Here is a 26,043-nt window from a genome sequence, read left to right as displayed (position 1 = left end):
CGCCTCAGTGTGAGGCGTTGAAAAGGCTCGGCCCCTGTTCGTCTATCAGGCGCCGTGCCTTCTCCAGCGTCACTTCGGCGGCCATTTCCTGGCTGCCATGGACATCCGCGCGCACGAACGTGGTCGTCAGCGTGGTGCCGTCCCGATCCATTGAAATCTGTCCGCTGACCCGCCAGCCGCCGGGATCCTCACGCGGCGTCGCGGTGATCGTGTAGCCCTGATAGGTGGTCTCGGCGACCACCCTGGGGGGATTGTCGCCGCCGTTGCGACCCATCATGCTGCGCATAAATCGTATGATCATGACCCGACAATGCCCATCACAACGGTGGCGATCAAGGGAGCGACGCGCGGATGACGACCATGGCGGATCGACTGACGTTTCTGAAGGGATTTCTCCAGCGACCCCGTGAAGTGGGATCGGTGGTGCCCAGCTCGCGCTTTCTCGAACAGCGCCTGCTTCGCGTGATTGACGCCGCCCATGCCCGGACGCTGGTGGAACTGGGGCCCGGTACCGGCGGGACCACCCGCGCCGTGCTGAAAGCCCTGCCGGCGGATGCCCGGCTGCTCGCCATCGACACCAACCCCGCGTTCGTCCGCGAACTGGCGGGGATCCGTGACCCGCGCCTGCATGTGGCTGAGGGCAGTGCCGCTGACCTGGCCACGCTGATCCGCCAGCACGGGCTGACGGCGCCGGATATCGTGTTCTCGGGCATTCCCTTCTCGACCCTGCCGGAGGCCGTGGCGGACGGCATACTCGAGTCGGTCTGGGCCGCCCTCGCACCGGGCGGGCGGTTCACCGCCTATCAGTTCCGCGATGCCGTGTGTCGGCAGGGACGCCGGGTGATGGGCGAGCCGCTGGTGGAGTGCGAATGGGTGAATCTGCCGCCCATGCATTTCTATTCGTGGGACAAGCCAGAGCGCGCCGGCAGGCGTCGCGCCAGTGGCAGCGCCACCGCGCCGTAGATCAGGATCGGCACCACCGAATAGCGCGCCGCCCCCAACCAGTCGCCGACCAGACCGCCCAGCAGCGGGACAAAGAAGTTGGTGATGGCGCCGACGGCGAACATGCCGGCGGCCAGCGCGGCTGTGGCATTGCCGCGGGTATAGAGCGGCGGCAGGGCGACCAGCAGGATCAGCAGCAGGCCGACCGACAGACCCGTCGGGATGAGCGCGGTCAGCGCCGGCCAGCCCGCCAGGAACAGGAAGCCGCTGAGTCCCAGCAGACTGACGAGCATCAGTACCTGCAGTGGCCTCGGGTGGCCGATCCAGCGCCGGCCCACGGTGAACATGATCAGCGAGGCCGCGATCTGCGTGGTGTTGAACAGCGTCAGCGCGAGGGGCAGCAGTTCGGCCTCGCCGCGGCCCTCGAGCACGGTGCCCATGTAGGCATTGACGCCAAAGAACACCGATCCACTCGCCCCCAGCAGGATCCCCAGCTTCCAGACCAGCGGCCGGCGCCAGTCCGGCAGCCAATGCCCGGTGTCGTTTTCAAAGGCCCGCGAGGGACGGCTCAGCAGCCGGATGCTGAGCGCCGGGATCAGCGCGGGCAGCGACCAGAACAGCAGCGTCAGGCGCCAGTCGCCGCCGGCCAGGGGGAGCATGACCGGCAGCGTCAGGGTGGAGCCGATGACCTCGCCGATCAGCATGCCGTTCATGTAAATGGCGGTGCCCATGGCAATCCGCGATGGCCACCATTCGGTGAGCAGCGTCGGCAGCGCCGGCTGGATGCCGGCAATGGCGATGCCCATCACGGCGGTGGCGATGAAAAGCGTTGGCACGCCACCCAGCCCCCGCGCGGATGAGCTCAGGACCACCAGAAGCAGGGCGGTGATGAGGGTGCGGCGCGCCCCGATGCGGCTGATCAGCCACGAGGCGCCAAGCCCCGCCACCGCGAGCATCAGGATCGGCAGGGTGGTGAGCGCGCCGGTGGCCGCCTGACCCAGATTCAGATCATCGGCGATGCGGGGCGCGAGGGGCGGGGCGACGAGCACGGTCAGGCGCAGATACAGGCCGGTCAACCAGAGCAACAGCATGACGATGGGCGTTGATGGTGTTTTCGACGCGTCGGTGTCCATGCATTCCCCGGGCATTAAACGCTAGACTCTAGCACCGAAAGGAGGTCTTTCATGCGGTGGTTGAGTGATTCCAATGGTATCCAGTGGAGTGTCGACGTGCTGTTCGGTTCCTACGGGACCTATTACCTCATGTTCAGCCCCGGGCCGGGCGAGCACTCTGGGCAGCCGCGCAAGCTGGCCATTGCCGCGGACTCGCAGCGCGAGGCGGCGGCCGCGCTGGACGCCATGGATGAGGCGGCGCTCGTCGCCGCGCTGGCCGATTCCACCGACTTCAACGAAACCTCGCCGCTGGGGTTCTAGCGCGATGGACGGGGGCTATCCCGGCGGCGTCATCGACCTGCGCCTGCATCGCCCGCAGACCCGGCTGATGCTGGTTGAGCAGACCCTCGCCGCGCTGCAGCCGGGCGAGGACATCCTGCTGGTGTTCCGCGAGCGCCCCGCGCATCTGCCCGACTATATCCGCGCCCAGTATCCGGATCGCTTCGAGGTGACCGCCGTCGACACGGGCCCGGAAGTCTGGAGCCTGCGCGTCCACCCCCTCGACACGGACGCCTGAGATGCGAGAGCTCGAACACAGCCATCGGCCCGAGGATATCCGCCATCGCCTGGAGTCGGGCCGGCGCACCAGCTACCTGCGAGACGCCATTCTGGGGGGCATCGATGGCTGCGTCACCACCTTCGCCGTGGTGGCCAGCGTCGCCGGCGCCGGGCTGCCCGGCCTGATCGCGTTCAGCCTGGGGCTGTCGAGCCTGATCGCCGATGGCTTCAGCATGGGGGTAAGCAATTACCAGGGCGTGAAAAGCGATCGCGATGCCGTCGAGCAGGCCCGGGCCACGGAAAACAGCCACATCCGCGAGGTGCCGGACGGCGAGCGCGAAGAGATCCGCCAGATCTTCGCCCGCAAGGGCTTCGAGGGCGAGGTGCTCGAGGAGATCGTCGACACCATTTCCGCCGACGAATCACTCTGGGTGGAGACCATGCTGCGCGAGGAGCACGGGCTTGACCTCGAGGGGGCGGAGCCGCTCCGCGCCGCGCTGTGGACGTTCGGCGCCTTCGTCATCGTGGGCGCCATTCCACTGCTGCCATTCATGCTGCCGCTGGTGGGCGTTGACGTCGCGTTCGCCGTGAGCAGCGTCCTGACGGCGATCACCTTTTTCGGCATCGGCTTTGTCAAAGGCGTTATTCTGGGTGACGGCCATTGGCGCGCCGGCATCGAAACGCTTTTCATGGGCGGTGGCGCGGCCGTGATCGCCTATCTCGTCGGCGGCATTTTCGAGCCGATGATGACTGAGATGGGATTGGCCATATCGGGTTAAATCGACAAGGAGAGAGCATCATGTCCCGTCAACCCAAGATCCTGATCGTTCCGGTGGATGGCTCCGAAGGCGCCAGTGCGGCGGCCGAGTACGCGCTCGGTCTGGCGCAGGCACTGGATGTGCCGGTCCGCCTGCTCTATGCCTTTCCCCGCGATCCGGTCGACATGTTCGGCATTCCCACCGAGGCGCCCGGCCCGGAGGAGCTGGAATACTTCTCGCCCGAAGCCTTCGAGCGCCTGCGCGATCAGAGCGCCGAGAAGGCGTTCGCCGCCACCCGGGAGGTGCTGGGGGAGACGGCTGTCGAGATCCAGGAGCAGATCGTCTCGGGGCATCCCGCCGAGGCCATCGTCGCCCATGCCGCCGCTGAGGATCAGCCTCAGGTGGTCATCGGCAGCCGCGGCCTGAGTGGCTTCAAGGAGTTTCTCCTTGGCAGCGTGAGTCAGCGCGTGCTGCATCAGGCCGACTGCCCGGTCACCGTGGTGCGCTGACCCGGCGTGGCCGTCCCAACCGACAACGGTCTGGCGCAACGCGTCAGGCGTCTCGCCACCGGTCTTGGCGACGCCGGCCAGCGACTGGTGACGGCCGAGTCGTGCACAGGGGGCTGGATCGCCAAGGTGTGTACCGATCAGCCCGGCAGCTCAGCCTGGTTCGAGGAAGGACTCGTCACCTACAGCAATGCCGCCAAGCAGGCGCGGCTTGCGGTGCCGGCTGAGACCCTGGCCCGACACGGCGCGGTGAGTGCCGCCACGGCCGAGGCAATGGCCCGGGGCGCGCAGGCCGGTATCGCCGGGCGGGTCGCCGTCGCCACCACCGGCGTCGCGGGTCCGGGCGGTGGTACGGCCGACAAGCCGGTGGGGCTTGTCTGGTTTGCCTGGGGCCTGCCCGAGGGGCAGGTGGTCAGTGAGGCGGTGACCTTTAAAGGCGATCGTGATGCCATTCGCCATCAGAGTGTGGTGCATGCCCTCGATGGGCTGCTGATGCGTTTTCCCACCGCCTGACGCGGCGGTCTGGCCGACGGCCGGGGTGGGCGGTTGGCCGGGACTATGGGACAATCAACGCATTATCGACAGCTTGTAAACCCAGGGGTTGAGCATGGACGAAGATCGCAAGAAAGCATTGGGCGCGGCCCTCGGCCAGATCGAAAAGCAGTTTGGCAAAGGGGCGGTCATGCGCATGGGTGATGCCCGCGCCGTGGGCAACGTCCCGGTCATCTCCACCGGCTCGCTGGCCCTGGACGTGGCGCTTGGCATTGGCGGCATCCCGCGCGGCCGGGTGGTGGAAATCTATGGCCCGGAGTCGTCCGGCAAGACCACACTGACCCTGCAGGCCATCGCCGAGGCGCAGCGCGCCGGCGGCACGGCGGCGTTTGTCGACGCCGAGCATGCCCTCGACCCGGAGTACGCCCGCAAGCTTGGCGTGGACGTGGATGAGCTGCTGGTCTCGCAGCCAGACACCGGCGAACAGGCCCTCGAGATCGCCGACATGCTGGTGCGCTCGAGTGCCGTGGATGTCGTCGTGGTCGACTCGGTGGCCGCCCTCACGCCCAAGGCCGAGATCGAGGGCGAGATGGGTGACTCGCATGTCGGCCTGCAGGCGCGGCTCATGTCCCAGGCACTGCGCAAGCTCACCGCCAACATCAAGCGCTCCAACACCACGGTGATCTTCATCAACCAGATCCGCATGAAGATCGGCGTGATGTTCGGCAGCCCGGAGACCACCACCGGCGGCAATGCGCTCAAGTTCTATTCATCGGTGCGCATGGACATCCGCCGCATCGGGGCGATCAAAAAGGGCGACGAGGTGATCGGCAACGAGACCCGCGTCAAGGTGGTCAAGAACAAGATGGCGCCGCCGTTCCGGCAGGCCGAGTTCGAGATCCTCTACGGCGAGGGCATCTCCCGCGAGGGCGAGCTGATCGATCTGGGCGCCAAGAACGGCATCGTCGACAAGTCCGGCGCCTGGTACAGCTACAACGGCGATCGTATCGGTCAGGGCAAGGACAACGTCCGCAACTTCCTCAAGGAGCATCCGGAGATCACCGATTCCATCGAGCAGGCGCTGCGCCAGAAGCTCCTCGATCTCCCCTCGGATGATACGGCGTCGACGACCACCGAAGAGGGCGGGGCGAACGCCTGAGCACCATGAGCGACGGCGCCGGCGACCCCGCCGAATCGATCCGCGAGTGCTGCATCCGGCTTCTGGCCCGCCGCGAGCACTCGCGGGCCGAACTACAACGAAAGCTCGAGGCGCGTGACTTCCCACGCGCCGATATCCCTCCCGTGCTGGACGCCCTTGCGGCGGAGAATCTCCTGAGCGATCAGCGCTTTGCCGAGATGTTCGCGAGAACGCGTTCGGAAAATGGCCAGGGCCCGCTCAAGATCCGTGCGGATCTGCAGGCGCGCGGCATCACTGGCGCAGACATTGACCGCTCACTCGAACTTGTCGACGATACGTGGTTTGAACACTGTCGTGCCGCCTGGCAGCGGCGGTTCGGACGCGCGCCTGCGGATCGGCGCGAATGGGCCCGGCAGGCCCGGTTTCTGGCCGGCCGCGGGTTTGGAGGCGAACTCGTGCGTCGCGTTCTCGATGCGGCGGCGGGCGACGATGACAACACAGACACTTGAAAGCGAATCGGCATGAATAAAAGCAGTGCAGCCATCCGTCGGGCCTTCCACGAGTTCTTTGCCGAGCGCGGTCACGAAATCGTGCCCAGCGCCTCGCTGGTCCCCGCCAACGATCCCACCCTGCTGTTCACCAACGCGGGGATGGTGCCGTTCAAGGATGTGTTCCTCGGCCGCGAACAGCGCCCCTACAACCGCGCGGTCAGTGCCCAGCGCTGCGTGCGCGCCGGCGGCAAGCACAACGATCTCGAGAATGTCGGCTATACCGCCCGGCATCACACCTTTTTCGAGATGCTGGGCAATTTCAGTTTCGGCGACTATTTCAAGCGCGATGCCATCCGCCATGCCTGGGCGTTTCTCACCGAAACCCTCGAGCTGCCCGCCGAGCGGCTGTGGGTGACCGTCTATGCCGATGACGATGAGGCGGCCGGAATCTGGCTCGATGAAATCGGCGTGGACCCGGCGCGTTTCGTGCGGATCAGCTCGTCCGACAACTTCTGGTCCATGGGGGATACCGGTCCCTGCGGACCCTGCTCCGAGATCTTCTACGACCACGGCCCCGAGGTGCCCGGGGGCCCGCCGGGCAGTCCGGACGAAGACGGCGATCGCTATGTCGAGATCTGGAACCTGGTGTTCATGCAGTACGACCGCGGCGCCAACGGGGCGCTGTCGCCGCTGCCCAAACCCTCCATCGACACCGGCATGGGGCTCGAGCGCATGGCCGCCGTCGCCCAGGGGGTGACCAACAACTACGACATCGATCTGTTCCGCCGGCTGGTGGACGCCGCGGCCGGGCTTGTCGGTACCGATGACCGCGCGTCGAGTTCGCTGCGCGTGATCGCCGATCATATCCGCGCCTGCTCGTTCCTCGTGGTCGATGGCGTGCTTCCGAGCAATGAAGGCCGCGGCTATGTGCTGCGGCGGATCATCCGACGGGCGGTGCGGCATGGTTACAAGCTGGGGGTCAGCGATCCGTTTTTCTGGCGGCTTGTGGAGCCACTGGTCGGTGAAATGGGCGAGGCCTATCCAGAACTGGCCGAGCATCAGGCGCTGGTGGAGCGCGTCCTGCGACTCGAGGAAGAGCGTTTCCGCGAGACCCTCGAGCAAGGGCTGCGGCTGCTTGAGACCGATCTCAAGGATCTCGAGGGCGACACCGTGCCCGGCGAGACCGTGTTCAAACTCTATGACACCTTCGGCTTTCCGGTGGACCTGACCGCGGATGTGGCCCGCGAGCAGGGGCTGCATCTGGACATGGAAGGGTTTGAGGCGGCGATGACCGCCCAGCGCGAACGCGCCCGGGCGGCCAGCGTGTTCCGTGCCGAATACGGCGGCGCGGCCGATTTTGGCGGCACCACCGAGTTCAGTGGCCACGCGGTCTATGAGGACGCGGCCGAGGTGATCGGGCTGTACCGCGACGGTGGGGCGGTGGACGCCCTGGCCCCGGGGGACACCGGCATGGTCATCCTCGATCGCACGCCTTTTTACGCCGAGGCCGGCGGCCAGGTGGGGGATAGCGGTCATCTTGTTGCCAATGGTGTCGAGTTTGCGGTCGACGACACCCAACGCTACGCCCAGGCGCGCGGGCACATCGGCCGCATGATAAGCGGTGAGCTGCGGCTTGGGGATGCCGTGGACGCCCGAATCGACGGCGCGCGCCGCGATCGCACCACCCTCAATCACACCGCGACCCACCTTCTGCATGCTGCACTGCGTGAGGTCCTCGGCGAGCATATCCACCAGAAAGGGTCATTGGTGGCGCCGGATCGGCTGCGATTCGACTTTGCGCACTTCGAGCCGATCACCGCCGAGCAGCGCCGCGAGATCGAGGCCCTTGTGAATGCCTGGATCCGGCGCGATCAGGATGCCGAGATTTTCGAGACGGGTTATGACGAGGCCATCGCCCTGGGCGCAACGGCGCTGTTCGGTGAAAAGTACGGGGATCGGGTGCGCGTGGTGCGCTTTGGTGATGTCTCCACCGAGCTCTGCGGAGGCTCCCACGTTGCGGCGACCGGACGCATCGGGTTGTTCCGTCTGATCGCCGAGGGCGGTGTATCGGCCGGGGTGCGGCGCATCGAGGCAATCACCGGCGCCGACGCGGTGGCCCGGGTCCAGGCCGACGCCGAGACCCTCGACGCCGCGGCTGAGCGCCTGAAGGTCTCGCCGGATAATCTGCTGGTGCGGCTGGATCAGGACATTGATCGGCAGCGCTCGCTGGAGCGCGAGCTCGGCCGGTTCAAGCAGAAGCTCGCCAGCCAGGCCGGCGACGAGCTGGCGGATGCCGCCACCGACATCGAGGGCGTCAAGGTCCTGGCCGCCCGGGTGGAGAACGCGGGCGAGTCACTGCGGGACACCGTCGATCAGCTCAAGAACAAGCTCGGGCGGGCCGTGATCGTGATCGCCGCCGAGGATGGTAACGGCAAGGTCCGTCTCGTGGCCGGGGTCACCAGTGATCTGACCGGGCAGGTGCGGGCCGGGGATCTCGTCAACCACGTCGCCACCCAGGTGGGGGGCCGCGGTGGCGGGCGGCCCGATTTTGCCCAGGCGGGCGGGAGTGATGCGGCGGCCCTGCCGGCTGCGCTCGATTCCGTCACCGATTGGGTGCAGTCACAGCTTCAGTCATAACAAGGGAACGGAATGTCGCTAGTTGTCCAGAAATTCGGGGGCTCGTCGGTCGCCAACATTGAGCGAATCGAAAACGTCGCCCGCAAGGCCATCGCCTCGCGCGATGCCGGTCATGACGTGGTCGTGGTGGTCTCCGCCATGAAAGGCGAAACCGATCGGCTCAACGAACTGGCCTACGGGGCCGCGCAGAACACCACGCCGCGTCCGCGTGAACTCGACCTGCTGCTGTCCACCGGCGAGACCGTCACCATTGCACTGCTGACCATGGTGCTCGAGCGCATGAACGCCCCGGCGCGCTGTCTCACCGGCGCGCAGGTCCGGATCCTGACCGACAGCGCCTTCAGTAAGGCGCGGATCCAGGACATTGATGCCGAATCGATCCGCGAGGACCTGGGCGCCGGGCGGATCGTCGTGGTGGCGGGGTTCCAGGGCGTCGACGAGAACGGCTCGATCACGACCCTCGGCCGGGGCGGCTCGGATACCACCGCTGTCGCGCTGGCCGCCGCCCTGGAGGCCGACGAGTGTCAGATCTATACGGATGTGGACGGTGTCTACACCACCGATCCGCGGGTGGTTCCCACCGCGCGGCGCCTTGAACAGGTCACCTTCGAGGAGATGCTCGAGCTGGCAAGTCTGGGCTCCAAGGTGCTCCAGATTCGGGCGGTGGAGTTTGCCGGCAAGTACCAGGTGCCACTGCGGGTGCTGTCGTCCTTTGAGGATGGCCCCGGGACATTGATCACGATGGAGGGACAGAATATGCAGCAGGGCAGTATGGAAGAGCCCCTGATCGCCGGCATCGCCTTCAACCGCGATGAAGCCAAACTGACGATGATCGGCGTGCCGGACACGCCGGGGATCGCGACTCAGATCCTCGGGCCGGTGGCGGATGCCAACATTGAAGTGGACATGATCGTACAGAACATCAGCAATGATGGCCTGACCGACTTCACGTTCACGGTCAACAAGTCGGAATATGACCGTGCACTGGAGATTCTCCGCCGACAGGCCGAGGTGCTGGGTGCACGCGAGGTGTTCGGTGACAGCAGCATCGTCAAGCTCTCGCTGGTGGGCGTAGGAATGCGCTCGCATGCCGGCGTGGCGAGTCTGATGTTCAAGGCGCTGGCCGCCGAAGGCATCAATATCCAGATGATCTCGACCTCCGAGATCAAGATCTCGGTGGTCACCGACGAAAAATACCTCGAGCTCGGCACCCGGGCGCTTCACAAGGCCTTTGAGTTGGGTGACCGCAGCGGCAAGACCGTGCGGGTTGAAGGCCAGTCCGACTGAATGCGGGGGAGACAGCCCCCGCCTCAGAATATACAATTATGCTTTGGCCTAAGTAGTCCGACCGGAAGGGAATCATCGCAAGGCTATGCGAGTCCGACGTATAGGTGGCCGCAATAACAACGAGGAGTCGTCGGAATGCTTATTCTGACCCGCAGGGTGGGCGAGACCCTGATGATTGGCGACGACGTCGCCGTGACGGTGCTGGGCGTGAAGGGCAATCAGGTCCGCATCGGCGTGAAGGCCCCGAAAGACGTCACGGTCCATCGTGAGGAGATCTACGAGCGCATCCGCGAAGAAGACGAGGGCAATGCCGCCGGCGATGCGGGCTCCGAGGATCGCTGATCACCGAACCGGGCCGGTTTACGCCGGCCGGCCTGTTCCCGTATCCTACGCGTGCAATTGGAGAGGTGGCCGAGCGGCTGAAGGCGCTCCCCTGCTAAGGGAGTAAGGGCTTGACCGCCCTTCGTGGGTTCGAATCCCACCCTCTCCGCCAGACATAAAACAGGGGCCGCAGGCCCCTTTTTTGTGTCTGATAGACCTAGGGCTTCGAACCCACTCAATTCCCCCCTCCAAAGTAGTGCGCCGGCGGCTGCGGCCTTCCGAGTAAAAACCCCTGCTGAATCGGAATCCCCAGTGACAGGACCGTCTCGCTGAGCGTTTCCGTCTCGATCCCCTCGGCGACGACATGGATATCCAGCGCCTCACACAGCATCCCGATGGAGCGGACGATCGCCCGTGACTTGGGATCATCAATCACTGCGGTAATGAGGGTCTTGTCGATCTTGACGTACTCGATGTCGAGCTCACGCAGTCGGTATAGGTTGCTCTCCAGTGCCCCGAAGTCGTCCAGCGCGAGTGTCGTGTGCCGGCTGCGCAGTTCCTCCCAGGCGGTCTTGAGACCGGTAAGGTCATCGCCGAAATGCTGCGGCAGCCCGCGCTCGGTGACCTCGATGATCACCTCGGGGCCATTGGGGCAATCCGCACCGAAATCGTAGGCGAACTGGTCCGGATTCTGCAGGTTGTTGAGATCCTCCAGCCCGATGTTGAAGGTGAGAAACCCAACGCCGGAGCGCGCGGCCTGCTGGGTCAAGGCACGCCGCATGGCCACCACATAGGCGTAATACTCGTCATCCTTCATCACCTCGCGGAATCGATCAAGAAAGATCGCGGGCGGACGCATCTCGCCCTCGCAGTTCCAGCGGATCAGCGATTCGTAACCAAGTGTCTCGCCGGTGCCGACGTTGACGATGGGCTGGATGTGATATTCGAACTCGTGGGTTTTAAGCCCCTGACGGATCCGCAGATCGGTCACGAACGCGCCGGTGCTCTGCGAATGGGCGATGAACTCGGCGTCGGCGCAAACGATGCGTCCCCAATCACGCTGTTTTGCATGCTTGAGAGCCAGGTCGGCCTCGGAGAGCCGCTGCGAAAGCGAATCCTCCGGGCCGACGATTACAGCCCCGCCGCACACCTTGATCTTCTCGAGCTCATCGATCTCGTCAAAGCGCACGGCATGCAGGGCCGTGGTGACGGCATGGCCGATCTGCTGGACCGATGCCCACTGCGTCGCGGGGATCATGATGGCGAAGTCGTCGCCGTCTAGGCGTGCCACGGCTGCGCGCGGCCCGAGCGTTGCCCGCAGCGTCCGGGCGACGATCTGCAGGATTCGGTCACCGATCGCCAGGCCATGGCCGGCGTTGATCGCTTTCATGTCGTAGAGATCGACCAGCAACAAGGCCTGGTGGAGGAATCGATCGCGGTCGCGGAATCGCTCATTGAACCCGAACCGTGACAGTTCGCCGGTCACGGGATCGACGTGGAGTTGTCTGCGCAGGCGGTTCTCGAAACGGGTCTGGATGAACAGATAGCCGCCGAAGATGCCGAGCACACACCACATCACGAACGACTCGAGCAGGAACTGCCGGAACCGCGCGTCGGTGCTGGCCTGCACGTGGGGGGCGTCGGTCCGCAGGGTAATGCTGCCCACCGTCCGCGTCCCAAAGGTAATCGAACTGGTGTACCCCAGCGCCGGAAAGCGCCCGCTGAAGCCGGTATCGCCGCTGGCGCTCTGAGGGCCTGTGGGATCAGTGAAAACGAGGGTCTGATCCTGCTTGCGTGCCCTGACCAGTACATCACCCTGGTGATTAGCGACCACCACGACCCCGATGGTCGGCATCGTTTCCAGCAGGCGCAGGCGCTGCTCGATGTTGCTGCGATTGTTCAGCAGCACGCTCTGGCCGATCCGTTCGCTGAGAAGCTGTGTGGTCCGCTCGAGTGATGAGCGGACGTTGTGCTTCTCGGTGTCCACCGAATCGCGGTAGTTGTCGTAGAAGGCGCCTGTAACGCCGAACCCAAGTAAAAGGATCAGCCCCAGCAGGAGCATCTGCACCCAGCGCAGATGGCGGATATGACGCCAGCAGGTTCGAAGGAAATCGAGCACTCGGGTGTCGCCTTGATTGGCTGCCATCATTGGATGGGCGCCGAGCGTATCGCAGTCTGCCGGTACGGTCAGCCGGTGTCGCAGATAAATATCTAAATTAAATGCTACCGGACCACGGTGGGAGCCAGGCGGCGACGGCAGGGGGTGCGGTGATCGCCAGCCAGCCGGCAATGGCCAGATAAGGGCCGAAGGGGATCTCGCGCTGGCCGTCGATGCCCTTGAACGGCGCCTGAATCAATAAGACGACCAGCGCGGCGATGGGAGCCAGCAGCAGCGTCGTAACCAATGCCTCGGGACCGCCCCAGGCACCAATCAGTGCAAAGAGCTTGAAGTCGCCGTAACCGAGCCCATCGATGCCACGCAGCCATCGATAGGCCATGTTGATCATCCAGAGGGACGAATACCCCAACGCCGCGCCCAGGATGGCCATGGTAGGGGGGATGAAGTCGGTGCCTACGCTGACAAGCAGCCCCAGCCATAGCCCACCCAGCGTGAGCCGGTCCGGCAGCAGATGCGTTTCGAAGTCGATGACGGCCATAGCGATCATCAGCCAGCTCAGGACCAGCATCGCGCCGGTGAGCGGCTCGACGCCGAAACGCCAGACGATCCACGCGGTGACAAGCGCGGTGAGTACCTCGGTGAATGGATACCGCGCCGAGATCGGATTGCCGCAGTCCCGACACCGCCCGCGCAGGATCAGCCAGCTGATGATGGGAATATTGTCGCGAATGCGGATGGCGTGTTGGCAGTGCGGGCAGTGCGACCCCGGCCAAGCGATGCCGGGCGGGGTCGGATCGTCGCCGGCAGGCGCGGTATCGGTCTGGCGGGCCTCATGCTCGACCTGCGCCGGCAGGCGGGCAATCACCACATTGAGGAAACTGCCGATGAGAGCGCCGACCAGCGCCGCGGCGATTATCAAAGTAAGCATGCTACCCGGGACTCAATTGGCGAGCTGAAATGTCCATACTTCATTGCCTGACCCCGAACATTGTGTATCGTTTAAGCCGCTAACGTTGCCGCTGATCTGAGGATTTCCTCTAATGCAGACGTTTGCGTTCTCTTTGATATCGAATCTGACATTGCCACTGATACCCGGATTAACCAACTCAAGGTAAGCGCCGTCTTCAACAATCAAATCAACAGTCCCGGAGAGGCCCGGATTAGTCATTATAACAGTCGTTTCGGTTGTGATAAGTATAACTACCTTACCACTGACAGCCGGATTTACGAGTTCGACATTCGTGTAAGACTTTGTTTCGTTCCCACTTAGTGCGATGTTTTTCTTCTTGTCTAGATCTCCCCCGGTCGAAATACCGCTTGAATCATAAATGAATCGGTATCCCCAGCGGCCATCCGCCCGATCAACGGTAGCGGTATAGCTATTTGAGCCGTTGTCCGTCAATTCAGCTTCGTCAATTAGTAACCTAAGGTCTTCCCTGCTGTCCTCGGAATCGCGACCATCGATCAGTGCGAGTCGGTAGGAGTCAGCAACGCCAATGCCGCGGTCCATCTGGACTGCCTCGGTCAGACTTACGGTCTGCTGTTGCAGGATGGCCAGAAGGCCCGCGGTAACGGCGCCAATACCGGCGATCACCACCACTGCCATCAGCAGGATGCTGCCTTGTTGGGTGGATTGACCCTGTTGCGATCGATCAGGCATCAGTCATCAGCCGTCCCTTTTGAACGCCCGAACCTCTGAGTTATTCAGGATCAGTTCGTACAGGCGCAGGTCTGCGGGTTCCAGGGCTTCGCACTCGAATATACGCACGTCCGAGGCAATAACGTTGTCATCCAACATAAGCGTTCCATTCTCATTGCGTTCATACACGCGCTCATCGCCATCCCGGTTTAAGGTTAATACACCTTCCCCACAACCACTGATCTCGGTGCTGTCGTCACTCAGCCGGATGTCCCTGGCCATTCGGCTGAGTGCGTGCTCGATTTCGGAGTGCTGCGCAGCCGCATCGCTGACGTCCGCGCGGGCCTGTATCAGGCTGATGAGTGGCCGTGCGATGAATGCACTCAAAACGCCGAGGAGTAACAATGTGATCACCACCTCGATGAGTGTAAACCCGCGAGAGGGGTTTTCGGAGTTCGCGTTCATAAACATCGGACTTGTGCTCTAACGCGGGCCGCGCCCCTGCCCGGGGTTTTCAGGTGGACCACGTCCGTTGCCGTTATCCCCGTCCGCATCTCCATCCCCATCTCCCTCTTCCCCTCCCTGATCCTCTTGTTCGCCATTGCCATCGCCATCGCCATCGCCGTCTTCCTCCGACGAATCGCGCATTGGTAAGACCACGGAGATCGTCCGCTCACCTCTGACGGTAAATCGGAACTGCGTTGCCGGTTCATCATCCACTTCGACATTCCGGCACTCGAGCGTGAAAGGTGACTGCTCTGCCACCGGGCAACCGCTACGGAGAAGCGCTCCAATGTCGTCATTCGGCGACCAACCATCCAGCGTGCTCGAGTCGGTGATCGATTGCCAGTTATCGGAGCAGCTCTCATAGGGCTCGGGTTCTCCATCATCCGTCGTGGCCCAACCCTCTGTTTCGTGGATCGCGAGAATGGTCTCGTAACAGCTGGTCGCCTGTCGGACATCGGCCGCGAATCCACGGTTTGTCTCGTTAATATTCAGCCCCCCGACGAGCAGGGATGAGATGGCGGCGGCACCCAGCGCGATCAGCGCAAGCGTGATCACAATTTCGATAAGCGTCACACCCGCGTGGCGTCGACGGCCCGTCAACCGCTCTTTCATGGGCAGGGGCCCTCGGAAATCCGGCGCGTTTCTGATGTTACGCAGACCATGAGGACGGCATCGCCATCGCCCACCTCAATTTCAACATCGTCGTCGGGCGCCTCTGAGCCATCATCCTGCTGGTACGAAAAGGCCACTTCTTCGGGGGTTACCGTTAAAGGCGCGGCTGCGGAGGCTAGATCGGCGGTCACTGTCGATGCATCTTCTGGCGGCAGCCGATAGAGTGCCTCCGCACGGGCACGGCGGAGTTCAGCAATGACCGCATCCCGTGCCTCAATGCGATCGGCGAGGGCGTCTCCGGCAAAACCGAACTGCCTGAACCCCAGCGTCGCCAACACCCCCAGCACACCAATCACGAAAACGATCTCGATCAGCGTCAGTCCCGCCTGGCGGCCCATCAGAATGCCGAGCTCATCTGCCAGATCGGCATGAATATGCCCGCCGCCAGCACCAGCACCAGCAGCCCGATGAACCCGATCATGATGGGCTCAATGTATGAGGGCAGGCGCTTCAGGTCCTCATCCACTTCGCTTTCATAAAAGTCCGCGACCTGGTCCATCAGGTCGGCGAGCTGGCCGGTCTCCTCTCCCACGGCAAGCATCTGTAAAACCATTGGGGTGAAAAGCCCGCTGCGCTCGCAGACCGTATGCAGGCTCTCGCCACGCTCGATGCCGCTGCGCAGCCCGCGGATGCCCTGGCTGACATAGGCGTTATCCGTGGCATCGGCCACGGTGTCGATGGCGGTGAGCAGCGGGACGCCGGCGCGCAGCGCCATGGCGAAGGTGCGGGTGAACCGCGCCAGCAGGGCCCGGCGCATGACCGGGCCGGCAATGGGGATGCGCAGCTTGAACCGATCCCACTGCAGGCGTCCGGTGTCGCCGCGCAGGTAGTAGCGCAGTAGCAGGACGCCGGCCGCGGCAGCCACCAGCATCGCCACGCCGTATTGCTGAGTGAACGACGAGGTGGCGAGGAGCGCGCGGGTGGCGAACGGCAGCTGGGTATCGAGGCTTTCGAACAGATCGGCGAAGGTCGGAATCACGAAGACATTGACCACCACAAAGGCGCCGAGGATCGCGATCAGAACGAACGTGGGATAGCGCAATGCCGACTTGATGCGCTCGCGGGTCTGGCGTTCCTGCTCGAGGTTGTCCGCCATCTGGGTGAGCGCGCTCTCGAGCTGCCCGGACTGCTCGCCGACGCGCATCATATGAATGAAAAGCGGCGGGAACACATCGCTGTGCTCGTTCATGCTGTCGGCCAGTGCGGTACCGCCCTCGAGGCTGCCCGCGACGGAGTTAAGCGCCTCTTTGAGCCGCTCCTGCTGGGCGTTCTCCGCCAGACCGCGCAAAGCGCGGATCACCGGGACGCCGGCATGCAGGAGCGAGCGGAAGTGGCGGGCGAAAATGATCAGATCATTGAGCGGAATGGGTCGTTTGAGATAGCGGGCAATGAGCTGTCCGACGTCGGTGCTCGCACTCAGCTTCTGGCTGTCCGACTGCTGCAGCGACAGCGGTGTCGCACCCAGATCAAGGACATAGGCGGCGGCGTGGGACTGGTCCTCGGCGTCGACCTCGCCCTGAATGAGCTGGCCCTCGCTGGTGCGGGCCCGGTAGTTGAAGCGTGGCATGGTTATTCCGCCTCGCCGATGCGCTCGCCGAGCACGCGCACGACCTCGGCGACGTTGGTTTGACCGTGCTCGATGAACTCAAGCGCCATGCCCACCAGGGGGACATAGCCGGCCGCGGACTGGGCGCGTTCAGCGAACGCCGCCACGTCGCGCTGGCGCAGCGCCTGACGCATGCCGGCGTCCACCTCCACGAGCTCGAACAGCCCGATGCGGCCACTGTAACCCGACTGCTCGCAGAGGGGGCAACCGCGGCCTTCGTGGATCACCAGCCCGTCGGGGTCTGAGTGGCCCGCCCTTGTCAGCCAGGCGATTTCCTCCTCGTTGGCGGGCCGCGTCTCAGCACATTGGCTACACACGCGCCGGAGCAGGCGCTGAGCAAGCACACCCCGCAGCGCGGCGGCGAGCATGAACGGTTCGATGCCCATATCAAGCAGGCGGTTGGCGCTTGAGACGGCATCGTTGGTATGCAGGGTCGAGAGCACGCGGTGGCCGGTGATGGCGGCGCGCATGGCGATATCGGCGGTCTCGCCATCGCGGATCTCACCGACCATGACGATATCGGGGTCCTGACGCAGCGAGGTGCGCAGCACGCGGGAGAAGCTCAGGCCGATCTGCTCGCGCACCTGCACCTGGGTGACCCGGTGCAGGGCATATTCCACCGGGTCTTCCACGGTGATGATCTTGACCTCAGCCGTGTTCATCTCGCTAAGGGCGCCATAGAGCGTGGTGGACTTGCCCGATCCGGTGGGCCCCGTGACCAGGATCAGGCCATTGGGGATGGTCATCAGTGAGCGGAAGCGCTTGCGCAGGTCCTCTGCCATCCCGGTCTGATCGAGCGATGAAACCGCCGCGCTCTGGTCGAGCAGGCGCATCACGACGCTCTCGCCATGTTGCTGGGGCAGGGTGGACAGGCGCACGTCGATCCGCCGGCCCTGGACGCGGGACTGGAATCGCCCGTCCTGGGGCAGGCGCCGCTCGGTGATGTTGAGACCGGCCATGAGCTTGAGCAGCGAGACAAGCGCGTTCTGCATATTGCCCTGTCGCACGAGCCGCTCATGGAGGATGCCGTCCTTGCGTGTGCGGATCCGCAGTTCCTTTTCTTCCGGCTCGATGTGGATATCCGAGACGCCCCGCTGGATGGCGTCTTCCATCAGTGTTTTCAGCAGGCGCACGGCCGGCGAGCTGGCGCGCCCGGTGCCGACGTTAAGGTTGGTGAGATCGATCTCGTCGCTGCTTTCGATCTCCTCGGTGATCTCGTCGGCAATGCTCTCGAGCTCATCCGTGCGGGCGTAGACCATGTTGATGGTATCGATGATCTCCTGCCGGCCGGCGAGCCGGAACTCCACGGGTTTCGGGAGGATTCGCTCCACCTCGTCGAGGGCCATGATGTCGCCCGGGTCGTCGGTGGCCACCACGAACTTCTCGCCGGTCTCCTCGAGGATCAGAGCCCCGAAGCGCCGCGCCGCGTTCTCGGGCAGCTGCTGGGCGACCTCCTTGTCCACCCAGTACTTTGCCGGGTCGGCGGTGCGCACGCCGTAGTGCTCGGCGAGCACGGTATTGAGGTCGCTCTCGGCGAGCCGCCCCATCTGCACCAATGCCTCGCCCACGGCCAGGCCGGAGCGCTTCTGCTCATCGAGTGCCGCTTTCAGATCCGCTTCGGAGATCAGCCCGCGTTCAATGAGCTGATCCCCCAGCCGTTGCGGGCGTTCAGGTCGGGCGGTGGCCATGGCCGTCAGTCTCCATAGGGCAGGGCAAAGTCCCGGAGCGCCTGGTGCCGGTTGCGGGCATAGTCGAGGATGCGTTGATCGACATCGGGATATTCAAGCAGATCACCCCAGGCGCTTCGCGCAGGCTGGGTGCGCCCGAGGCGATCCAGACAGACGGCCTCGCCGAGGACCCAGGTGGGGTTGTCCGGCTCGACACGGCGCAGATCGGCATAAACGGCTGCCGCCTCCGCATACTGCCCGGTCTGACGGTAGAGTGCGGCCAGATTGGCGGGGATGTCGGTGGTTGGTGCGTCTGCCGGCGGGCGGATCGCCTTGAGGGCACGAATGGCCGTGGCGGGATCGTCATTCTGCTGCGCCACCCGTGCCAGCATGCGCGCCGTGGCGAGATCATCGGGCACCCGCTCCAGGCCCGTGGCGAGCACCGCCTGCGCCCGGTCCAGCCGATCGGTCACGATCAGGATCCGGGCGTATCCGCGTCGCGCGACGAGCAATGTGGGGTCGAGGGAGAGCGCTTCACGAAAGTGCCGTGCGGCGGCGAGCAGTTCGTCGCCGTCAAGCGCCCGCTGGCCGTCGTGATAGCGCTCAAGCGCCCGGGCTTCGGCGGAGACGGTGGACGGCGAGCGTTGCATATCACCGTTCTGACCTAGCGCGGGCGTGACGAGACCCAGGGCCGTCAGGGCGGCCATCAAGGCCATTGCGTAGCAGCGGGCGTTCATAGCATGGCCTCCCGCTGGCGCTCGAGGGCGCGTTGCCAGGTGTCATCGCCGATGACGGTGGGGCGCAGCAGAATCACGAGTTCGACCTTTCGCGAGACCTGACGCTGGCGGCTGAACAGCAGGTCCAGCGGCGGAAAGTCGCCCAGGACCGGCACCGAGGCATCAGTGCTTTCCTCGCGCTGCTCCATGAGCCCACCGATAATGATCAAATCACCGTCTTCGGCGCGGACAATGGAATCGGACTGGCGCACATCACTGCTCGCCAGATCAAAGGTCACGGTCTCGCCCTCGGCGGTCTGCACCGTGCGCGGCACGTCTGTGACGCTGGTCACCGATGGCTGGACATGCATGGTGACCGAGCCATCGCCATCGATGCTTGGAGTGACATCCAGCGAGATGCCGGAGAAAAACGACCGGAACTCCGGATCGACGGTGGTCTGCGCCGTGCCATCGGTGGTGGTGGTATCGAGGTCGACCCCCGTCTGGAAAAACGTGTCGGTGCCCACCTTGATCAGCGCCTTTTGATTGTTCAGCGTCGATACCCGGGGCGAGGAGAGCACCATGACGTCGCCCTGCTCATCGAGGGCATCGATGGTCACATCAAACGATCCATCGCGAAGGATCCCCAGCTCGAACAGGCCGCCGATATCGGTGGGAGAGGTCAGGGAGACGTCCACCTCGGTGTCACCGGCGCCCGCGTCCTCCGCGCTGTTGTCGCGCGAGAGCACCTCCCAGTCGATGCCCGCCTCGAACTCGTCATCCAGCGTCACCTCAACGATCCGCGCCTCCAGGATGACCTGGCGGTTGACGGTCGTCTGCAGCCCATCGATGAAGGTCTCCACCTGCTCGAGCGCCTCGGGCGTCGCCCGGACCACGACGGCGCCGGCCTCGGGGCTCGTCACTACGCGGGCGCGGTCGCCGGTGTCCGCTGCAGGCGCCGGACTGGACGGTTCCCCGTTGGTCGGGCCGGCGAGTGGCGGCAGGGCGGTGCCTTGCCCGGCATTGGCATTGGGATTGGCATCCGCCGCAGGCACGCTGTCGGCATTGGCCGATTCACCGTCCTGGGCCTGGCCGGTGATGATTTCCTCGATGGCCGCTTCGACGTCGCTCCACAGCCGCGAACTGCTTCGCGTGGTCAGGTTGCTGCCACTCACCTGATTGTTATCGGATTCGTCCGTTTCCTCGGACGACTCGATTTCGCCGCCGGCGATACTGGTCCCCGAGAGCCCCTCGCGCTGGACATTGATGTAGTGCAGCTGGAACACGCGGGTCTCGAGCACCGAGGGCAGGACCATGTAAGCCCCCTGGCTGCGGCGGTAGTGATAGCCATAGCCCTCGCGCAGGATCTCCATCACCTCCGGGACGGAGACGTCGCTCAGTTCCAGCGAAATACTGCCCTCGACCTCGGGGTGCACAAGGACGTTGTACGGGGTGTCGGCGACGAGGCCGTGGTAGAAGTTCGCCACCGGGACCGCATCCGCACTGATATCGAAGCGCGGCTCAGTCACGGGGGCGGGCATCTCGCCGTCAAGCGGCGGTGGCTCGAGCATGGCGTTGGCCGCGGCGGAGACCGGGCATCTGGTGTTTGGCACGCTGCATACGCGCACCGCCGCCAGCAGTGTCGATCGCATCATCAACACCTTCCCCGGCGACGAGCAGGCGCAGGTGCGGGCGATGCTCGCCGAGTCGCTGCTCGCGGTCATCTCGCAGACGCTGCTAAAGCGCGAAGGCGGGGGCCGCGTCGCCGGGTTCGAGATCATGATGGCAGTGCCCGCGATCCGGAACCTGATCCGCGAGAGCAATCTCGCCCAGATCCCCAACGCCCTTCAGACCGGCCAGGCCCACGGCATGCAGACCATGGCGCAGTCGCTCCAGCAGCTCCAGCGCCAGGGCGAGATCAGCCCCGAAGTGGCGAAAACGGTGACCGACAGCTAGAGGCTGATCTGCTGGGGCGCGATGCTCTGGCGGGCGTAGGGCACGATCTCGGCGACTTCACCCGCCACACGGCGGCGTTTGACGTCGCGCCAGTACTCAGCGGTCAGCAGGTCGCTGTGTTCGCTCAGAAACGTCTGGCGCAGGAAGGCCGGCATCGCCAGGAAACGGATGAACTCCTCGGGGAAAATGTCATGGGCGCCGACAAAGCGGGTGGTGGCATGCTCCATTAACGGGAAGTCTTCATCGGGCTCGGGCAGTTCGTAGAACCGGCAGTCGCTGACCAGCATGACCTCGTCGTAGTCATAGAACACCACCCGGCCCGAACTGGTGACGCCGAAGTTTTTCAGCAGCAGGTCGCCGGCAAAGATATTGGTGGCGGCCAGGTCCTTGATGCAGCGTCCATAATCGAGGATGACCCGCTTGGCCTCCGCCTCCTCGACCTCGCGGATGTACAAGTTGAGCGGGCGCACCCGGCGCTCGACATAGGCATGGCCAAAGACCAGCCGGTCGCCATGGGCCGCCACCGTGCGGGGGGCCTCCTGCATCAGCTCGTCGATCAGGGCCTCGGAAAAGCGCGCCCGCGGCAGCTCGAGGTTTCGGAAGAACTGCGTGTCGATGAGCCGCCCGGCGTGGTCGTGGCGCGAGACCAGGCGATAGCTCTGGTGCACGTCCTCCTGCGTGGTGGTCTTCGGCGGCCGAAAGACATCGCGCATGATCTTGAACACCAGATTGAACGAGGGGAGGGTGAACACGATCATCACCAGCCCGGCGTCACCGGCGGCATGCACGAACGCATCATCGGTGCGATCCAGGTGGTGCATGAGCTGGCGATAGCGCTCAGTCTTGCCCTGGCGCAGGCGGCCCAGCACGGTGTAGAGCTCGTCGATGGGCTTGTCCGGCAGCAGTCCGTGGAGGAACTGCACTGCCGCCACCACGGAGGTGGGATCGGCAAAGTAGTACGAGCGGGTGTAGGAGAACACCACACCCACCTGCTCGGCGGTGAGCAGGACGGCGTCGACGGCGATGCCCTCGTCGTCGTTGCGCAGCGCCACCACGATGGGGCGGACCTGGTCGGTCAGGCGCATCCGTCCGACCAGGTAGGCCCGCGTGCCCTGGAAGAAATGCGAGTCGATGAACTCAAAGCGCAGGCAGTCGGCATCGGCCTCCCCGCCGCCGAGCTGCTCGCGGATGGTGGCCGCCATGTCACGCGCATCGGCGTCGCGGTTCACATAGGGGCGCTCAAAGGCAAAGTCCTGGAGCACCCGCTGGCAGGCCTGGTCGAGGTCGTTCCAGCACGGATAGCGGCGCATGGTCAGCGACTCGATGCCTTCCTCGGGCGGTGGCTGGACAAACTCCACCGCCGCATCCACCCCCCGGGTGCCGAACACACGCCGGGTGATGGAGTTGAAGAAGGTCTTCATGAATCCCGCATCGGGGACGGCCTCGACCCGCAGACCGAAGCACTCGCGCACCTCGGCCCAGAAGGCGTGCCCGGCCAGATCCTCGCCCAGCTCGGTGCGCAGGGTCTCGACGGTGCGCCGGGCCCAGAGCTCGTAGAGCTCGACCCGGGCGGCGATATCCGCCATCTGACCCTTCCAGTCGCGCTCCTCGAAGCGCCGCCCCGCGCGGGCCGTGATCTCGCGGAAGGCGCGGTTGTAGTCGAGAAAGCCGTCGTGGATGCACCGCGCCGCGGTGGCAACCCGCTGATAGCGGGAGGGGCTATCGGTCATGGGATGCTCCGCGGTCGTGGTTCACCGGACGGGGTGGCTCAGGCCTGCATGCGCTTGATCATGGCCTCGCCGAACTGCGAGCAGCTCACCTTGGTGGCGCCGTCCATCAGACGGGCGAAGTCATAGGTGACATGCTTGCTGGCAATGGCCGAGTCCATGCCGGTGAGGATCAGATCCGCGGCCTCGAACCAGCCCAGATGCCGCAGCATCATCTCGGCGGAGAGCACCAGCGAGCCGGGGTTGACCATGTCGCGACCGGCGTACTTCGGCGCCGTCCCGTGCGTGGCCTCGAACACGGCGTGGCCGGTCTGCTCGTTGATGTTGCCGCCCGGGGCGATGCCGATGCCGCCGACCTGGGCCGCCAGCGCGTCGGAGAGGTAATCGCCGTTCAGGTTCATGGTGGCGATCACTTCAAAGTCGGTGGGCCGGGTCAGGACCTGCTGGAGGGTGATGTCGGCGATGGAATCCTTGACCAGGATCTTGCCGGCGGCGACGGCGGCGTCCTGCTCGGCGTTGGCTGCCTCCTGGCCCTTTTCGGCCACGGTGCGCTCCCACTCCGCCCAGGTGTAGGTCTCGTTGGCGAACTCGCGCTCGGCCAGTTCGTAGGCCCAGGTGCGGAACGCGCCTTCGGTGTATTTCATGATGTTGCCCTTGTGGACAATCGTCACCGACTGGCGCTTGTTGTCGATGGCATAGCGGATCGCGCCGCGCACCAGCCGCTCGGTGCCCTCGCGCGAGATGGGCTTGATGCCGAAGCCGCAGTCATCGGGAAAGCGGATGTTGGCGTGAGCCGACGGGAAATGCTCGGCGAGCAGCTGCTTGAAGCGCTCGTTCTCCTCGGAGCCGGCCTCGAACTCGATCCCGGCGTAGATGTCTTCGGTGTTCTCGCGGAAGATCACCATGTCGACCTGCTCGGGATGCTTGACCGGCGAGGGCACGCCGTTGAACCAGCGCACCGGGCGCTGGCAGACATACAGGTCAAGCACCTGGCGCAGCGCGACGTTGAGCGAGCGGATGCCGCCGCCCACCGGGGTGGTCATGGGCCCTTTGATCGAGATCAGGTACTTGCGGATGGCATCGACGGTCTCATCGGGCAGCCAGGCGCCGACCTCGTTGTTGGCCTTCTCGCCGGCGAGCACTTCCATCCAGTGCACCTTGCGGCTGCCGCCATAGGCCTTTTCAACCGCGGCATCCACCACGCGCTGCATCACGGGGGTGATGTCGACGCCGATGCCATCCCCCTCGATGTAGGTGATGATGGGGTTGTCGGGGACATTGAGGACGCCGTTATCCAGGGTGACCGGGGCGCCGTCGGCGGGGACCTGATAGGTGCTCATGATTGGGCCTCTCTCTTGCAGTGCGAGTCGTTGTTATCGGCCGCATTCTTTCACATTCACCCCCCGCGGGACAGAGACCCGGACCCGGCCCGCTCCATGATCATCGGCCGTGCTGCCTTCCAGAAACGGAAGAACCCGTGGGTCGACGCCGGCCAGTGGAGGACGTCCCAGTCCCGCGGCACGGCCTGGCGCTCGATCCCGTCAGCGGCGAGGACCGGATCCAGGGCGGCCATCGCATCAGCGGTCGGGCCGGTGGGTACATAGGGGGTCAGCAGCCGATCGACGCCCGCCGCCGTGGCGGCCTCGCGCACCGCCGTCAGCCCGTCGGCGCTCGCCAGGTCGATGGGGCCGATGGCCCGCGCGCCCGGATTGCGGGCCAGCGCATCGGCAAGCCCGGCGTGGGCGAAATCCCGAACCCGCGCCGCCACCGGCCCGCTGCTGCGCCAGTCCGTACTCTGCACGGCGATGACCAGCGGCCAGTCCCCCTCACCGAACAGCGACTCGGGCAGCAGGTCATCCTCGGTGATCAGCAGCCCGGTGGTCGGGGTTGCCTGCCAGTCAACCGCAAGCGGTGAGGGACCCACCGGCGGGCGCTCGACGCCCTCGGGCGCCTCGACCTGGGTATTGATCCGATAGCCGGGGTTGAAGCGGCCCTGGGTGTATTTGTTGATGTTCGATGAGCGCGCGATGTAGGGCTTGCCCGGCGTGTGCAGCCCGGCCACCCAGCGCCAGGAAAGCGTGTTGGAGGCGGGATCGCCGTCGAGCAGGTGGCGGAGGAAGAAATCCGCGCCCAGCGCCCAGGGCAGCTCGAGGGTGAATACCCAGATGCTCGCGAACCACATCCGGGCGTGGTTGTGCAGGTAACCGGTCTCGCGCAGCTCGTTCACCCAGAAGTTGAAGGCGTCGATGTCGGTGTCGCCATCCAGCGCCGTTCGCAGGTCGGCGGCCAGTCGACGGTCCTTGGCCACCTGCCCGTGCGCCTCGTCACAGGCGGCGCGGTAGTCGTGCCAGTGCACCGGCCGGCGCTCGAGGTAGCCCTTCCAGTAGGTCCGCCAGCAGACCTCCTGAATGAACTTTTCCGCGCCATCCAGGCCATGGGCGGCGATGGCGGCGTCGATGGCCGTCTCCTCGAGCAGCAGGCGATGCCGCAGCCACGGTGACAGCGCGGAGACCGCGTTATCGCCCTCGGGCCCTAGGTCATGGTTGCGGCCGCGGGCGTAGTCGGCCCCGGCATGGGGGATGAAGGCCTCGAGCCGGGCGAGTCCCGCCGGGTGACTGGCCTCAGGGACGTTCGCGAACATGGGGATTGCTCCTTTCAATGCGCTCGTGGGCCAGCAGGTCGCGCTTGCGCGACGCGCCGCCAATGTACTGACCGATCTGGCCATTGCGTCGGATGACCCGGTGACAGGGCAGCAGCACCGGGACCGGGTTGGCCGCCACCGCCGAGGCCACGGCCCGCGCGGCGCCGGGTCGGCCGATGCGTGTGGCCAACTCGCTGTAACTGACCGGCTCGCCGGCGCGGAGTTCGGCCAGCGCGCGCCAGACCTGCATCTGAAAAGCGCTGCCATGCAGGGCCAGTCGCAGTCGCCTGCGGCCACCCCAGGGAACGGGCAGGGGATGCGCCGTACCCGGCCGGCCGGGCGGCGGGCCCTGGAACACCGCCGCGGTCAGCCATTCGGCATGTCCCACCAGCAGCAGCGTCCCCCACGGCCCGTGCCACAGCGCCCGGTGCGGGCTGGCGGGGCGCCGGTCGACGGCAGTGATCTCAATGGCAGGCAGGCCCACGGGCTGCTCCTTGTGGCTTGAACACGTTATGCTAGCGCCTGAAAAATCCGCGTGAAACAACGACAGG

General features: G+C 65.0%; 27 protein-coding genes, 1 tRNA gene and 1 pseudogene. 13 read left to right on the top strand and 16 right to left on the bottom strand.

The genetic code is table 11. The features are described 5' to 3' along the window. Positions 1 to 4: 4 nt before the first annotated feature. Positions 5 to 301, bottom strand: a complete 297-nt coding sequence (locus FPL11_RS03915) for an HlyU family transcriptional regulator (RefSeq protein ID WP_110883285.1) — start codon at positions 299 to 301, stop codon at positions 5 to 7. 59 nt (positions 302 to 360) lie between these two features. On the opposite strand from FPL11_RS03915, the gene FPL11_RS03910 reads away from it, so the two are divergent. After that, entirely contained in the window at positions 361 to 963 is a 603-nt protein-coding gene (locus FPL11_RS03910; RefSeq protein ID WP_235012800.1) for a class I SAM-dependent methyltransferase, read from the top strand. Here the strand turns inward: FPL11_RS03910 and FPL11_RS03905 are convergent. Next, positions 897 to 2,075 (bottom strand): MFS transporter, encoded by a 1,179-nt coding sequence (locus FPL11_RS03905; RefSeq protein ID WP_198515250.1) that lies wholly within the window; start codon positions 2,073 to 2,075, stop codon positions 897 to 899. The genes FPL11_RS03910 and FPL11_RS03905 overlap by 67 nt on opposite strands. Positions 2,076 to 2,135: 60 nt before the next feature. Here FPL11_RS03905 and FPL11_RS10070 point away from each other — a divergent pair, with 60 nt between their 5' ends. The 11 genes from FPL11_RS10070 (at position 2,136) to FPL11_RS03855 (ending at position 10,414) form a co-directional block, all read left to right on the top strand. Further along, positions 2,136 to 2,375 (top strand): hypothetical protein, encoded by a 240-nt coding sequence (locus tag FPL11_RS10070; RefSeq protein WP_159308468.1) that lies wholly within the window; start codon positions 2,136 to 2,138, stop codon positions 2,373 to 2,375. A gap of 4 nt (positions 2,376 to 2,379) precedes the next feature. Then, positions 2,380 to 2,631: a DUF2249 domain-containing protein gene (locus FPL11_RS10065; protein ID WP_157809069.1), complete on the top strand. Its 252-nt coding sequence runs from the start codon at positions 2,380 to 2,382 to the stop codon at positions 2,629 to 2,631. 1 nt (position 2,632) lies between these two features. Next, positions 2,633 to 3,391, top strand: a complete 759-nt coding sequence (locus tag FPL11_RS03895) for a VIT1/CCC1 transporter family protein (protein ID WP_110883282.1) — start codon at positions 2,633 to 2,635, stop codon at positions 3,389 to 3,391. A gap of 20 nt (positions 3,392 to 3,411) precedes the next feature. Continuing rightward, positions 3,412 to 3,879 carry a universal stress protein gene (locus tag FPL11_RS03890; protein WP_110883281.1) on the top strand — a complete coding sequence of 156 codons (468 nt, stop codon included), beginning with the start codon at positions 3,412 to 3,414 and terminating at the stop codon, positions 3,877 to 3,879. 6 nt (positions 3,880 to 3,885) lie between these two features. Then, the gene (locus FPL11_RS03885) at positions 3,886 to 4,389 is read left to right on the top strand and encodes a CinA family protein (RefSeq protein WP_144347489.1); all 504 of its coding nucleotides are present in this window, start codon (positions 3,886 to 3,888) and stop codon (positions 4,387 to 4,389) included. A gap of 94 nt (positions 4,390 to 4,483) precedes the next feature. Then, entirely contained in the window at positions 4,484 to 5,527 is a 1,044-nt protein-coding gene (recA, locus tag FPL11_RS03880; RefSeq protein WP_144347487.1) for a recombinase RecA, read from the top strand. Between the two features lie 5 nt (positions 5,528 to 5,532). After that, positions 5,533 to 6,015 carry a regulatory protein RecX gene (locus FPL11_RS03875; RefSeq protein WP_144347485.1) on the top strand — a complete coding sequence of 161 codons (483 nt, stop codon included), beginning with the start codon at positions 5,533 to 5,535 and terminating at the stop codon, positions 6,013 to 6,015. 12 nt (positions 6,016 to 6,027) lie between these two features. Then, positions 6,028 to 8,634: an alanine--tRNA ligase gene (gene alaS / locus FPL11_RS03870; protein WP_144347483.1), complete on the top strand. Its 2,607-nt coding sequence runs from the start codon at positions 6,028 to 6,030 to the stop codon at positions 8,632 to 8,634. A gap of 12 nt (positions 8,635 to 8,646) precedes the next feature. Next, positions 8,647 to 9,921, top strand: coding sequence for an aspartate kinase (locus FPL11_RS03865; RefSeq protein WP_144347481.1), 1,275 nt, complete (start codon positions 8,647 to 8,649; stop codon positions 9,919 to 9,921). Positions 9,922 to 10,056: 135 nt separating this feature from the next. Then, positions 10,057 to 10,263 (top strand): carbon storage regulator CsrA, encoded by a 207-nt coding sequence (gene csrA, locus FPL11_RS03860; RefSeq protein WP_144347479.1) that lies wholly within the window; start codon positions 10,057 to 10,059, stop codon positions 10,261 to 10,263. 59 nt (positions 10,264 to 10,322) lie between these two features. Continuing rightward, positions 10,323 to 10,414 (top strand) — tRNA-Ser (locus tag FPL11_RS03855). A gap of 63 nt (positions 10,415 to 10,477) precedes the next feature. Here the strand turns inward: FPL11_RS03855 and FPL11_RS03850 are convergent. From FPL11_RS03850 to mshL, 10 genes are all read right to left on the bottom strand, one after another. Continuing rightward, positions 10,478 to 12,388: a bifunctional diguanylate cyclase/phosphodiesterase gene (locus tag FPL11_RS03850; RefSeq protein WP_159308469.1), complete on the bottom strand. Its 1,911-nt coding sequence runs from the start codon at positions 12,386 to 12,388 to the stop codon at positions 10,478 to 10,480. A gap of 70 nt (positions 12,389 to 12,458) precedes the next feature. Then, on the bottom strand, positions 12,459 to 13,289 hold the full coding sequence (locus FPL11_RS03845; protein WP_144347475.1) for a prepilin peptidase: 831 nt from the start codon (positions 13,287 to 13,289) through the stop codon (positions 12,459 to 12,461). 12 nt (positions 13,290 to 13,301) lie between these two features. After that, positions 13,302 to 14,021: a hypothetical protein gene (locus FPL11_RS03840; RefSeq protein ID WP_144347473.1), complete on the bottom strand. Its 720-nt coding sequence runs from the start codon at positions 14,019 to 14,021 to the stop codon at positions 13,302 to 13,304. Positions 14,022 to 14,027: 6 nt separating this feature from the next. Next, a complete protein-coding gene (locus FPL11_RS03835) occupies positions 14,028 to 14,465 on the bottom strand; it encodes a PulJ/GspJ family protein (protein WP_186295091.1) in 438 nt (145 codons plus the stop codon). 18 nt (positions 14,466 to 14,483) lie between these two features. Then, entirely contained in the window at positions 14,484 to 15,119 is a 636-nt protein-coding gene (locus tag FPL11_RS10060) for a prepilin-type N-terminal cleavage/methylation domain-containing protein (protein ID WP_159308470.1), read from the bottom strand. After that, a complete protein-coding gene (locus tag FPL11_RS03825) occupies positions 15,116 to 15,517 on the bottom strand; it encodes a pilus assembly FimT family protein (RefSeq protein WP_144347469.1) in 402 nt (133 codons plus the stop codon). The genes FPL11_RS10060 and FPL11_RS03825 overlap by 4 nt, the downstream gene beginning before the upstream one ends. Continuing rightward, positions 15,517 to 16,746, bottom strand: coding sequence for a type II secretion system F family protein (locus FPL11_RS03820; RefSeq protein WP_144347467.1), 1,230 nt, complete (start codon positions 16,744 to 16,746; stop codon positions 15,517 to 15,519). The genes FPL11_RS03825 and FPL11_RS03820 overlap by 1 nt, the downstream gene beginning before the upstream one ends. Before the next feature lie 2 nt (positions 16,747 to 16,748). Next, positions 16,749 to 18,473 (bottom strand): GspE/PulE family protein, encoded by a 1,725-nt coding sequence (locus tag FPL11_RS03815; RefSeq protein WP_144347465.1) that lies wholly within the window; start codon positions 18,471 to 18,473, stop codon positions 16,749 to 16,751. A gap of 5 nt (positions 18,474 to 18,478) precedes the next feature. After that, positions 18,479 to 19,189, bottom strand: a complete 711-nt coding sequence (locus FPL11_RS03810) for a tetratricopeptide repeat protein (protein WP_144347463.1) — start codon at positions 19,187 to 19,189, stop codon at positions 18,479 to 18,481. After that, on the bottom strand, positions 19,186 to 20,484 hold the full coding sequence (gene mshL / locus FPL11_RS03805; protein ID WP_235013480.1) for a pilus (MSHA type) biogenesis protein MshL: 1,299 nt from the start codon (positions 20,482 to 20,484) through the stop codon (positions 19,186 to 19,188). The genes FPL11_RS03810 and mshL overlap by 4 nt, the downstream gene beginning before the upstream one ends. Positions 20,485 to 20,737: 253 nt before the next feature. Between mshL and FPL11_RS03800 the strand changes: the two are divergent. Further along, positions 20,738 to 21,124 (top strand): annotated as a pseudogene (locus FPL11_RS03800) (ATPase, T2SS/T4P/T4SS family); the annotation flags it as partial. On the opposite strand, the gene aceK reads toward FPL11_RS03800, so the two are convergent. From aceK to FPL11_RS10135, 4 genes are read right to left on the bottom strand one after another with little or no spacing between them, the layout of a single operon-like run. Further along, positions 21,121 to 22,854 carry a bifunctional isocitrate dehydrogenase kinase/phosphatase gene (gene aceK, locus FPL11_RS03795; RefSeq protein WP_144347457.1) on the bottom strand — a complete coding sequence of 578 codons (1,734 nt, stop codon included), beginning with the start codon at positions 22,852 to 22,854 and terminating at the stop codon, positions 21,121 to 21,123. The pseudogene FPL11_RS03800 and the gene aceK sit on opposite strands and share 4 nt — an antisense overlap. Positions 22,855 to 22,892: 38 nt before the next feature. Continuing rightward, the gene (gene icd / locus FPL11_RS03790; protein ID WP_144347455.1) at positions 22,893 to 24,191 is read right to left on the bottom strand and encodes an NADP-dependent isocitrate dehydrogenase; all 1,299 of its coding nucleotides are present in this window, start codon (positions 24,189 to 24,191) and stop codon (positions 22,893 to 22,895) included. 56 nt (positions 24,192 to 24,247) lie between these two features. After that, a complete protein-coding gene (locus FPL11_RS03785) occupies positions 24,248 to 25,492 on the bottom strand; it encodes an FAD-binding domain-containing protein (RefSeq protein WP_144347453.1) in 1,245 nt (414 codons plus the stop codon). Further along, positions 25,473 to 25,976 carry a methylated-DNA--[protein]-cysteine S-methyltransferase gene (locus FPL11_RS10135; protein WP_200833587.1) on the bottom strand — a complete coding sequence of 168 codons (504 nt, stop codon included), beginning with the start codon at positions 25,974 to 25,976 and terminating at the stop codon, positions 25,473 to 25,475. Before FPL11_RS10135 ends, FPL11_RS03785 begins: the two co-directional genes overlap by 20 nt. Positions 25,977 to 26,043 lie beyond the last annotated feature (67 nt).

The sequence above is a fragment of the Spiribacter aquaticus genome, assembly GCF_007625215.1.
Classification (GTDB): domain Bacteria; phylum Pseudomonadota; class Gammaproteobacteria; order Nitrococcales; family Nitrococcaceae; genus Spiribacter; species Spiribacter roseus.
The sequence above is the reverse complement of the archived record's forward strand: the minus strand, read 5'-3'. Positions and strand labels throughout refer to the sequence as shown.

Excerpts from the sequence above, each read along its gene's own strand:
- FPL11_RS03915 (WP_110883285.1), bottom strand. The coding sequence starts at position 301 with ATGATCATACGATTTATGCGCAGCATGATGGGTCGCAACGGCGGCGAC.
- FPL11_RS03910 (WP_235012800.1), top strand. The coding sequence starts at position 361 with ATGGCGGATCGACTGACGTTTCTGAAGGGATTTCTCCAGCGACCCCGT.
- FPL11_RS03905 (WP_198515250.1), bottom strand. The coding sequence starts at position 2,075 with ATGGACACCGACGCGTCGAAAACACCATCAACGCCCATCGTCATGCTG.
- FPL11_RS10065 (WP_157809069.1), top strand. The coding sequence starts at position 2,380 with ATGGACGGGGGCTATCCCGGCGGCGTCATCGACCTGCGCCTGCATCGC.
- FPL11_RS03895 (WP_110883282.1), top strand. The coding sequence starts at position 2,633 with ATGCGAGAGCTCGAACACAGCCATCGGCCCGAGGATATCCGCCATCGC.
- FPL11_RS03890 (WP_110883281.1), top strand. The coding sequence starts at position 3,412 with ATGTCCCGTCAACCCAAGATCCTGATCGTTCCGGTGGATGGCTCCGAA.
- recA (WP_144347487.1), top strand. The coding sequence starts at position 4,484 with ATGGACGAAGATCGCAAGAAAGCATTGGGCGCGGCCCTCGGCCAGATC.
- FPL11_RS03875 (WP_144347485.1), top strand. The coding sequence starts at position 5,533 with ATGAGCGACGGCGCCGGCGACCCCGCCGAATCGATCCGCGAGTGCTGC.
- alaS (WP_144347483.1), top strand. The coding sequence starts at position 6,028 with ATGAATAAAAGCAGTGCAGCCATCCGTCGGGCCTTCCACGAGTTCTTT.
- FPL11_RS03865 (WP_144347481.1), top strand. The coding sequence starts at position 8,647 with ATGTCGCTAGTTGTCCAGAAATTCGGGGGCTCGTCGGTCGCCAACATT.
- csrA (WP_144347479.1), top strand. The coding sequence starts at position 10,057 with ATGCTTATTCTGACCCGCAGGGTGGGCGAGACCCTGATGATTGGCGAC.
- FPL11_RS03850 (WP_159308469.1), bottom strand. The coding sequence starts at position 12,388 with ATGGCAGCCAATCAAGGCGACACCCGAGTGCTCGATTTCCTTCGAACC.
- FPL11_RS03845 (WP_144347475.1), bottom strand. The coding sequence starts at position 13,289 with ATGCTTACTTTGATAATCGCCGCGGCGCTGGTCGGCGCTCTCATCGGC.
- FPL11_RS03840 (WP_144347473.1), bottom strand. The coding sequence starts at position 14,021 with ATGCCTGATCGATCGCAACAGGGTCAATCCACCCAACAAGGCAGCATC.
- FPL11_RS03835 (WP_186295091.1), bottom strand. The coding sequence starts at position 14,465 with ATGAACGCGAACTCCGAAAACCCCTCTCGCGGGTTTACACTCATCGAG.
- FPL11_RS10060 (WP_159308470.1), bottom strand. The coding sequence starts at position 15,119 with ATGAAAGAGCGGTTGACGGGCCGTCGACGCCACGCGGGTGTGACGCTT.
- FPL11_RS03825 (WP_144347469.1), bottom strand. The coding sequence starts at position 15,517 with ATGGGCCGCCAGGCGGGACTGACGCTGATCGAGATCGTTTTCGTGATT.
- FPL11_RS03820 (WP_144347467.1), bottom strand. The coding sequence starts at position 16,746 with ATGCCACGCTTCAACTACCGGGCCCGCACCAGCGAGGGCCAGCTCATT.
- FPL11_RS03815 (WP_144347465.1), bottom strand. The coding sequence starts at position 18,473 with ATGGCCACCGCCCGACCTGAACGCCCGCAACGGCTGGGGGATCAGCTC.
- FPL11_RS03810 (WP_144347463.1), bottom strand. The coding sequence starts at position 19,189 with ATGAACGCCCGCTGCTACGCAATGGCCTTGATGGCCGCCCTGACGGCC.
- mshL (WP_235013480.1), bottom strand. The coding sequence starts at position 20,484 with ATGGTCCTGCCCTCGGTGCTCGAGACCCGCGTGTTCCAGCTGCACTAC.
- aceK (WP_144347457.1), bottom strand. The coding sequence starts at position 22,854 with ATGACCGATAGCCCCTCCCGCTATCAGCGGGTTGCCACCGCGGCGCGG.
- icd (WP_144347455.1), bottom strand. The coding sequence starts at position 24,191 with ATGAGCACCTATCAGGTCCCCGCCGACGGCGCCCCGGTCACCCTGGAT.
- FPL11_RS03785 (WP_144347453.1), bottom strand. The coding sequence starts at position 25,492 with ATGTTCGCGAACGTCCCTGAGGCCAGTCACCCGGCGGGACTCGCCCGG.